The sequence below is a fragment of the Phenylobacterium aquaticum genome, from assembly GCF_947378715.1.
In the GTDB taxonomy this organism is placed as follows: Bacteria; Pseudomonadota; Alphaproteobacteria; order Caulobacterales; family Caulobacteraceae; genus Phenylobacterium; species Phenylobacterium aquaticum_A.
The window spans coordinates 1-8,810 of record NZ_CANCLE010000159.1 but is presented as its reverse complement, the minus strand read 5'-3'; the positions used below and the strand labels follow the sequence as shown (position 1 = coordinate 8,810).

Here is an 8,810-nt window from a genome sequence, read left to right as displayed (position 1 = left end):
ACCAGCTTCATGCGCGGCTCGAACATCGGTCGACCCTCGGCGGCGCGGAAGCCGTTGGCCATGGGCTCGCAGATGTTGAGATCGACCCGGCGGGTCCACATGCGGGTCTCGGCCCGTTCCTCGGCATTGGTCCCGATCAGCGACGGGGTGGGGTGCTTTTCTTCCAGATATTCGCAGATCACCGTGATCTCGCTGATCACCGCGCCGTCGGCCAGCTCCAGGGCCGGCGTCTGGCCGGCCACATTGACCTTGTCCTGATAGGGCGGCTTGCGGTTCTCGCCGCCGCGCAGGTCGACATCGACCATGGGCAGGGTCAGGCCCTTCTCGGCCGCGAACATCCGCACCACGTGGGGGTTCGGTCCGACGGAATTGTAGAGTTTCATGGCGAGGCTCCCTGATCTGTTGGCGGCGACTTGTCGGGACGGGGCCGCCGCCGTCAAGCCGGACCCGACGTCAACTTTTCACAGGGGCCCAAACCGGGCTTTGCCTCCGGTACGTCAAGTTTCTAGGGTCTGGCCCAAAGAGCTTCTGGGAGGATGCGCCATGGCCGAAGAGCCGATCCTGTTGACCGACGATCCGGCGCCCCATGTGCGCCGCCTGACCCTGAACCGGCCCGCCAAGCGCAACGCCCTGTCCAACGCCCTGCGCGGCGAGATCTTTGCGGCGCTCGAGGCCGCCGATCGCGACCCCGAGGTGCGGGTCATCGTGCTGCGCGGGGCAGGGACCTGCTTCTCCTCCGGCTACGACCTGTCGAGCCTGGGCGAGCTGCCCTACTACACCGCCGGCGGCCAGGGTCAGTGGGCGCGCCACGTGGTCGAGGGGTGCTTCCGGGTCTGGGACCTGGCCAAGCCGGTGATCGCCCAGGTGCATGGCTGGTGCCTGGCCGGCGGCTCCGAGCTCGCCGTGGCCTGCGACCTCGTCTATGTCGCCGAAGACGCCCAGATCGGCTATCCGGCGGTGCGCACCATGAGCCCGCCGGACAACCAGTACCACGCCTGGATCGTCGGCATGCGCGCGGCCATGGAGCTGATGCTGACCGGCGACGCCTTTGACGGGCTGGAGGCGGTCCGCCTGGGCTTCGCCAACCGCGCCTTCAAGCTCGAGGAGTTGGAGGCGCAGGTGCTGGCCATGGCCAGCCGCATCGCCAAGGTCGACCCCGAACTCGCCCAGCTGAACAAGCGGCTGGTCCATCGCCAGATGGAGGCCATGGGCATGCGCGCCGGCCTGCGGGCCGGCACCGACCTGCACGCCCTGGGCTGGCACACGCCCGCCAGCCGCGCCTACATGGCCGAGCTGCGCCAGGGGGTGACCCAGGCCCTGCAGAGCCGCGACGCGGTGTTCAACGACTACCGCGCCGGCGACAAGCCGGAGCCGGGCTGACCATGACCCTCGATGAAATCGCCGCCCTCGCGGCCCGCTTCTTCGACGCCATCGAGGTCGGGGACGTCGCCGCCGTGGCCGACTGCTACGCCGACGAGGTGGCCATCTGGCACAATACCGACCGCCAGATCGAGACCAAGGCCGACAATGTGAAGACCTTGTCGGGCTTCATCCGCCACATCCCGACCCGGCGCTATGAAGACCGGCGGCTGACCGTCTTTCCCGGTGGCTTCGTCCAGCAGCACCTGCTGGTCGGCGTGCGGCCGGACGGCAAGCGGGTCGAGCTGCCGGCCTGCCTGGTCTGCGCGGTGGCGGGCGGCAAGATCACCCGTCTGGACGAGTATTTCGACTCTGAGCAAGTCGCGGCCTGGGCGCGCTGATCTCCCGCTGGCCGCCTCTTGCGCGCGGCGTTCCGGCGCCTAAATCTTCGATCGCCTGAAACTCAAACCGACAGGAGGTCATTGTGATTCATGTGATTTCCATTGCGCCGACCGAGGGCGGATGGCGGGTGAGCGTCGATGACGCCGCGCTGCCCGGTCTCTTCGCGAGCGGCGCCGAGGCGGAACGCGCGGCCCAGGCCGTGGCGGAGCGCTTCGCCGCCCGGCGGGCCCCCGTCAAGCTTGACGTCCAGCTGCCTGACGGGACCCGGGCGGCCCGGTTCGTCTCTGCGCCCGGTCCCGTCAGACAGGGCTCGCCCATCCTGTGGCGAGACCCTTTGGCGCGGGCGATCCAGCCAGCCTGAACCGTCATCACCTCGTGATCCGGGTGTGCGACCCAAGTCGCCGCTCCCCAAGAGTCGTGAGAATCTCATGGATATGTCTCATCAATTGGAAATGGGCGGCCGCCGGCCGCTGTGGCCGCATTTCGATCACCTGTTGCGGCCCGTCATCGGCTTCAATCGGCCGCGCGATGTCTTGAAGGATCCCGGCCTTGATCGCGTCGAGAAGCGCGCGATCCTTTCCAGCTGGGCGTCGGACGCCTGCGCGGTCCCAGACCGTCCGACCCTGAGGCAGGCGCCGGGCGCCGATATGCCGGTCCCCCTGCTCGAGGTGCTGGAGGCTTTGGCCAGGCTTGATGAGGTCCGGGCCGATGCGTGAGCTGGCTGCGAACGCCTTCAAGACCCTGGCGGTTCTCACTCCGCTGGCCCTGGCGGTCGCCGCCCTGATCATGGCGATTCGGCCCTACTGACCGCAGCCGGGCTTTGCGCATAAGCTTGGGTCATGAGCCAGACCCTGATCCGCCGGGCGGGACCCGAGGACGCGCCTTTGCTCGGCGTCGTCGGCCCGGCGGCCTATGCCGAGGCCTACGCCTTCCTGTGGGACCAGCCCGCCGCCTATGCCGCACATCTGGCGACCTTCAGCGCCGCCGCCTTCGCCGCCGCCCTGGCTCAGCCCCGGACCCGCGTCTGGATCGCCCATGCCGACGGCGCGGGGGTCGGCTTCCTGTTGATGAACCTCGACACGCCCGACCCGATCGCCGCGCGGCCGGGCGGGGCGGAACTGGCGCGGATCTATCTGCTCGGTCCGGCGCGCGGTCGCGGCCTTGGTGAGCGATTGCTCCAGGCCGCCCTGGAGGAGGCGAAGGCGGAGGGCGCGGCCTATGCCTGGCTCGACGCCATGGCCGCCGCCGACTGGGCCCACGGCGCCTATGGCCGCTGGGGCTTTCGCGAGACGGGCAAGATCCGCTTCGAGAACGGGACCAAGCCCGAGCTGTCGGACATGGTGGTGATGACGCGGGAATTGGGGTGACGCCCCAAACGCAAAACGCCCGGTCTCGCGACCGGGCGTTTCGATGATCAGCGAAGTCTGTCGGGCTTAGGCCGCGACGGCCTTGATCAGGCTCTTGTTCAGGATGGTGATGGCCGCGTCGCGGTCGATGCGCTCAATGGCGGCGACTTCGCGGGCCATGCGGTCCAGGGCCGATTCGTAGAGTTGACGCTCCGAATAGGACTGTTCCGGCTGGTTCTCGGCGCGGTGCAGATCGCGCACCACCTCGGCGATGGAGATCAGGTCGCCGGAATTGATCTTGGCTTCATATTCCTGGGCGCGACGCGACCACATGGTGCGCTTCACGCGGGCGCGGCCCTTCAGGGTGGTCAGGGCTTGGCTGACCACATTGCCTTCGGCCAGCGAGCGCAGGCCGGCGCCACGCGCCTTGGCGGTGGGGACGCGCAGGGTCATTTTCTCGTGGTCGAACGTGATCACATAGACTTCGAGCGAATAGCCGGCGACTTCCTGAGTTTCGATCCCTTGAACCTGCCCTACGCCATGGGCCGGATAGACCACGTGATCGCCAACCGAGAATTCCAGACCGCTCTTGCTCATTCGCTCAAGTCCTTTCGACCTCGTCCGGCCCGCCTACGCAACGCCTTGTCAACTCGATGCTCCAAAGACAAAACCAGCCCCTCCGCAAGACCTGCGCGGCGCTGTTCGCTTGGAGAACGGAATAGACCTCTAAGACACCCTTCGCCTTTTGAAGGCGTACGTCGGCCGGCAACGGCTCTTCTGCAAAAACGACAGGGCGCGCGTGCTCGCTTTCGCCATGTCACTTAAGACACTAGCATAAAATTCAGCCGAATGAAAGGCTTGCCCCGGCGCGGACTCGCGAGGGCCGGGGAATGGCGCGCAACGCCTTGTGGCTCAAGACCCGGCGCCGGGCTTCTCGCTGAAGTACTTTTCGAACTTGCCGGTCTCGCGTTCGAAGTCCTCGCGGTCGGCCGGCGGCTCACCCTTGACGGTGATGTTCGGCCAGACCTTGGCATAGTCGGAATTGATCCGCAGCCACTTGCCGTCCGGGTCGTCCTCGGTGTCCGGCTTGATCGCGTCGACGGGGCATTCCGGTTCGCAGACGCCGCAGTCGATGCATTCGTCCGGATTGATCGCCAGGAAGTTCTCGCCCTCGTAGAAGCAGTCCACGGGACACACCTCCACGCAGTCCATGAACTTACATTTGATGCAGGCGTCCATGACGATGTAGGTCATCGCGGCGATCTTTCTCCGGGCGGAATTCCCTAGGAAGGCGCGGGTTTTCACGGCGCAGGGCCGCGATGTCAATGCCGGGTGGCGTCGCGCGACCCGAAGATATCTGCAAGCCCTGATAGCCATCCGGTGCGGAGGTTTCCTGATGATCCCGGTGATCGTGCGCGCGCTCAGCCCGCGCATGGCCGACGGCGAGCGCACCCACCTCGGCCGCGCGCCCATCGACATGGCCCTGGCTCTGGTCCAGCACGAAGCCTACGCCGCCGCCCTGACGGCGGCGGGCGGGCAGGTGACCGTGCTGGCGGCCGACGACCTCCTGGCCGACTGCGCCTTCGTCGAGGACGTGGCGGTGGTGCTGCCGGAACTCAGCCTGGTCTGCCGTCCCGGCGCCGCCTCGCGCCGGCCGGAGGCCGCCCAGGTCGCGCCCTTCCTGCCCGCCGACCGCCCCCGGGTCGACCTCGCGGCCGGAACCCTGGACGGCGGCGACGTGCTCGTGGTGGGGCGCCGGATTTTCGTGGGCCTGTCGACCCGCACTTCGCCGGAAGGTCTCGCCGCCTTCGAGGCCGCCGTCGCGCCGCACGGCTATGCGGTGATCGGCGTGCCTGTGCCCGGCGCCCTGCATCTGAAGACGGCGGCCACGGCGCTCGGCCCCGACCGCCTGCTGGTCAATCCGGCCTGGGTGGAACCCGCCGCCTTTGAGGGCTTCGCGATCCTTGAGGTGGCAGAGGACGAACCTTTCGCCGCCAACACCCTCAGCCTTGCCGGGACCCTGTTCACGCAGGCCGGCGCGCCCGGGACCTTCGAGCGCCTGACACGGGCCGGCTACGCCCCCGTCGCGCTGGAGATCAGCGAGTTCGCCAAGGCCGAGGCCGGCCTGACCTGCCTCAGCCTGATCGTCCCAGCCTTGGGATGAGGTCGAGCAGGCCTTTGCGCGCCGGCGCAGGCGCGGGGGTCAGGGTGATCACCCGCTCCGTCGCCGCCTCCACGGCGGCGCGTGAATAGACCAAGGGCGCGTATTGGCCGGAGACCCACAGTGGGAACAGGTCGCGATAGTGCGGGCTGTCGGGGTCGCCGGACTGGCCAGGGGTGTTGATCACCCGGCTGTTGTCCCAGCCGCCCACGTCCAGGACCATGCGGAACGAGGCCCCGGCGGTCAGGTGGAAGTCATCCTCGCGCCAGGTGGCGGCCATGGGCGACAAGGCCGTTCCGCCCATGGGGGCGGGGCCGGCGCTCATCGCCGCGCGCTGGGCGGGGCCGGCCAGGGGCGTCAGCGCATGGTGGAACTCGGCCATATGCAGCCGGCCCCAGCTCCAGGTGGTCAGGTCCGGCCCCATGCGGGTGGCGAGCTCATCCAGGGTGGCGCTCAGCGAATCCAGCAGCACCGCGTCGCGGGCGGCGGCCGGATCGGGGCCCAGGGCCGCGTCAGGATGCTGCAGATAGGCGGTGACCGCGGCGATGTCCCCCTGGCCCAGGATCGGCCGTGCGGCGGCCGGGGCGGTGCGGGCGATCAGGACGCCGCCCAGGTGCTTGCCGGCCCAGGCCTCATAGATCACCGCCGCGGCGCTATTGGCCTCGGTCCGCAGGTTCCAGGCCCGCAGCAGGGTCAGGGCCTCGTTCAGCCGCCGGTCCTCGCTGGAGAGTGGGCCCAGAAGGGCGATCACAGGTCGGGCGCCGACATTGGTCGGGTCGGTCTGCAGGGCCATGGCGTCGGCGATACTGATCTTGGGATTGGCGGCCAGCACCTCGCTGATCCGGGTCAGGCGCGAGGCGTTTGTCCATTCGAAGCCGACCTTGCGCTCGGCCACGGGATAGCCGTCGGGCAGGTTCATGGCGTTGGCCGTGGCGATCCAGCCCTTGGCTGGGTCGGCGGCGCTGGGCAGTTCGTCGGCCTTCAGGAAGCCGTTCCATTCATAGCGGCCGTCGCCGGGAACGGGGGTTAGGCCGTCCCAGTTCGGACGCCTCGGCACGCGAGCCGCCGCCACCCAGCCGATATGGCCGGCGGTGTCGGCATAGACCTGGTTCACCGAGGGCGAACCCCAATGCTCCAAGGCGGCCTTGAAGGCCTCCCAGCTCTTGGCGCCCATATAGCCGGTGGACCCGAAATAGGCGCTGGTCCCCGGCGCGGCCCAGACCGAGCGCAGGGCGAAGGCGCGATGCTTGTCGGGGCTGGCATGGATCACCGGCCCATGGCGGGTGAATTTCAGCACTATGGTCCGGGGCTTGGCCTCGCCCTTGACGGTCAGGGCTTCCCGCACGGTGCGCATCCGCTCCCAGCCCTGGCCATAGCGATAGAGGTCGGGGTCCTTGGGGTTGGTCTCATAGACATAGAGATCCTCCTGGTCGGCCGGGAAGATGGTCAGGCCGAAGGCCGAGGTGTCGTTGTGGCCGATCGAGACGCCGGGCAGGGCGGGCTCGCCGGCGCCGATCACCGAGAAGCCGGGCGCCTCCAACTGCACGATGTAGCGCAGGGACGGGACGCTGTGCTCGCGGTGCGGGTCATTGGCCAGGATCGGCCTGCCGGTGTCGGTATGGCTGCCGGCGATGGTCCAGTTGTTGGAGCCGATGGCCTCCGGCGGAACATCGAGGGCGGAGCGCCTTTCCGGCGGGCCAGAGAACTTCACCCCGGCCGTGCCGCGCTGATAATCGTCCAGCACATTGGCAGGGATGTCGCAGGGATCGAGCCCCTCGGGGATCTTGGTCGTCCAGGCAGGCTCTATGTTCTTGTAGAGCTTCGCCGCCTCCAGCCCGCCCGCGCAGGCGATGTGGGCGCGGCCGACCTCGTTGGGGACATTGCGGGTCAGGCCCTGACTGCGGATGCGAACCACATCGTCGGGGCTCCACAGGTCCGGCTGGCTGCCGGCCAGCTTGAACTCCATCGGCAAGGGCCGGGTCCCGGCGCGGATCTCGCCGACATAGGCGTTGATCCCGGCTGTGAAGGCTTCGGTGGAACTGCGCGCATCCGGACCATAGCTGGCCCATTCGACCTTCATGTCGCCGCGATAGAGGAACAGCCGCGCCGCCCGGTCCTGGGCCACGTAGTCGGGCCCGAAATCCTTCGCCAGCAGGCCCAGGCCGCGCTTGCGCCACAGGTCGACCTGCCACAGCCGGTCGCGAGCGACATTGTAGCCCTGCAGGAAGAAGGCGTCGCGGACGCTGCCCGCATAGATATGCGGAATGCCCCAGCGATCGACCCGGATCTCGGCGGGCTTCTCCAGCCCCGCTACCGCATGGGCCTCGGTGGCCGGCGCGGCGAGGGCCCGGCTCGCGGCCACGGCGATGGCGAAGGTGATCAGACCCAGGCGCTTCATGTTGTTTCCCCGCTTTGCGGCCATGGTGGACCGCGCTGGGGGATGGGCCAAGGGGCCTTACCCCTCCAGCGCCGCGTAAAGCCCCCGCGCTTCCGCCGGAGGGCCGCGGCGGTCGCCCAGCCCTTCCACCGTCACGGCGATTAGCCGGCCCCCGACCGCGAAGACCAGGCGGTCGCCGATCTTCACCGGCCTCGCGCACTTGTCGATGCGGGTCTCTGTCCCGGCGCGGGTCAGGCGCACCTTGCCCTCATCCACGAACTTGGCGGCGAGGCTGCGGGTCTTGAAGAACCGCGCGCGCCACAGCCAGACATCGGCGCGGCAGGCCTCGTCGGTCATCCGCGGCTCATCCAGGAAAGCCCTACCCCCTTGCGGGGAGGGGAATTGCGTATGACTGCAGCGCGGTTGCTCCCCTCCTGGGGGAGCTGGCCCGAAGGGCCTGAGGGGGACTTTGACTCCCTCAGCTGACCTGCGAACCGCCCAAAAGGACCATCAAAGTCCCCCTCACCCGGCCAAGCGGCCGGGAGCTCCCCCAAGAGGGGAGCAACCAGTCCGAGCTTGGCCCTCGGCGCGGCCGTATTTCGAACGCGGATCATCCGCTCACCTCCGGCTTGCGCGGCGCGCGACGGCGCTTGGAGCGGCGCGCCTGGAGCGGGGCCGGGGGCGACGAGGGCTTCAGGGCCGCCAGCGCCGCGAAGGGCGACGCTGGGGGCTTGTGTTCGTGGTCGGCCTCGGGGCGGTCATTGCGGCGACGCCAGGCGCTGGGCTCGCCCGGCGCGGTCCGGGCGGCGGGGACGAAGCCCAGGGCCTTGAGGATCTCGCGGGCCTCGGTCTCGCTCCAGCCCAGGCCCGTTCGGGCCTCGTCCGACAGCAGCATGGCCTGGCCCTTGGTGGTGACGCGGAGCAGGTCGTTGAGCCGTTCCAGGGCCTCGACCGGCGCCGCATGCCGTCCCACGGCGCGCAGGCCGAAGGCGGCCAGCTGGGCGGCGGTGGGCGGGGGATCAGGCAGGATCGACAGCCGGTCGGTCGGCGGCCGCCAGGCCTTGCCGACAATGCCCTGGGCGAAGCTCATGGCCGGCGGCTTCAGCAGGGCGGGCAGATAGATCGAGAAGGCCCCCAGGCGCACGCCCAGCCCCTTCAGCATGCG

General features: G+C 69.0%; 11 protein-coding genes and 1 pseudogene. 6 read left to right on the top strand and 6 right to left on the bottom strand.

Translation table 11 applies throughout. The features are described from left to right. On the bottom strand, nt 1–383 hold a 383-nt coding region (locus Q7P21_RS17010), incomplete at its 3' end, for a glutathione S-transferase (protein ID WP_304178042.1). Nucleotides 384–543: 160 nt separating this feature from the next. Here Q7P21_RS17010 and Q7P21_RS17005 point away from each other — a divergent pair. The 5 genes from Q7P21_RS17005 to Q7P21_RS16985 all read left to right on the top strand — a co-directional run bounded on the left by Q7P21_RS17005 (nt 544) and on the right by Q7P21_RS16985 (nt 3,128). After that, a complete protein-coding gene (locus Q7P21_RS17005) occupies nt 544–1,380 on the top strand; it encodes an enoyl-CoA hydratase-related protein (protein ID WP_304178041.1) in 837 nt (278 codons plus the stop codon). A gap of 2 nt (nt 1,381–1,382) precedes the next feature. Then, nucleotides 1,383–1,760, top strand: coding sequence for a nuclear transport factor 2 family protein (locus Q7P21_RS17000; protein ID WP_304166530.1), 378 nt, complete (start codon nt 1,383–1,385; stop codon nt 1,758–1,760). 83 nt (nt 1,761–1,843) lie between these two features. Next, entirely contained in the window at nt 1,844–2,122 is a 279-nt protein-coding gene (locus tag Q7P21_RS16995) for a hypothetical protein (protein WP_304166532.1), read from the top strand. Nucleotides 2,123–2,189: 67 nt separating this feature from the next. Continuing rightward, complete coding sequence (locus Q7P21_RS16990) at nt 2,190–2,477, top strand: hypothetical protein (RefSeq protein ID WP_304178040.1); 288 nt, start codon at nt 2,190–2,192, stop codon at nt 2,475–2,477. A 123-nt stretch (nt 2,478–2,600) separates the two neighbouring features. Then, nucleotides 2,601–3,128 (top strand): GNAT family N-acetyltransferase, encoded by a 528-nt coding sequence (locus Q7P21_RS16985; RefSeq protein WP_304178039.1) that lies wholly within the window; start codon nt 2,601–2,603, stop codon nt 3,126–3,128. Nucleotides 3,129–3,194: 66 nt separating this feature from the next. Here Q7P21_RS16985 and Q7P21_RS16980 read toward each other — a convergent pair whose 3' ends face one another. Both Q7P21_RS16980 and fdxA read right to left on the bottom strand, forming a co-directional pair. Beyond that, entirely contained in the window at nt 3,195–3,704 is a 510-nt protein-coding gene (locus Q7P21_RS16980; protein WP_304166541.1) for a CarD family transcriptional regulator, read from the bottom strand. Between the two features lie 315 nt (nt 3,705–4,019). After that, nucleotides 4,020–4,361: a ferredoxin FdxA gene (fdxA, locus tag Q7P21_RS16975; RefSeq protein ID WP_304166544.1), complete on the bottom strand. Its 342-nt coding sequence runs from the start codon at nt 4,359–4,361 to the stop codon at nt 4,020–4,022. A gap of 142 nt (nt 4,362–4,503) precedes the next feature. Here fdxA and Q7P21_RS16970 point away from each other — a divergent pair, with 142 nt between their 5' ends. Beyond that, nucleotides 4,504–5,271 (top strand): dimethylarginine dimethylaminohydrolase family protein, encoded by a 768-nt coding sequence (locus Q7P21_RS16970; protein WP_304166545.1) that lies wholly within the window; start codon nt 4,504–4,506, stop codon nt 5,269–5,271. On the opposite strand, the gene Q7P21_RS16965 is transcribed toward Q7P21_RS16970, so the two are convergent. The 3 genes and pseudogenes from Q7P21_RS16965 to Q7P21_RS16955 form a co-directional block, all read right to left on the bottom strand. Then, nucleotides 5,243–7,666, bottom strand: coding sequence for a penicillin acylase family protein (locus tag Q7P21_RS16965; RefSeq protein WP_304166548.1), 2,424 nt, complete (start codon nt 7,664–7,666; stop codon nt 5,243–5,245). The genes Q7P21_RS16970 and Q7P21_RS16965 overlap by 29 nt on opposite strands. 57 nt (nt 7,667–7,723) lie before the next feature. Beyond that, a complete protein-coding gene (locus tag Q7P21_RS16960; RefSeq protein WP_304166551.1) occupies nt 7,724–8,002 on the bottom strand; it encodes an RNA-binding S4 domain-containing protein in 279 nt (92 codons plus the stop codon). A 253-nt stretch (nt 8,003–8,255) separates the two neighbouring features. Further along, nucleotides 8,256–8,810: pseudogene (locus tag Q7P21_RS16955) on the bottom strand (phosphonate-binding protein); the annotation flags it as partial.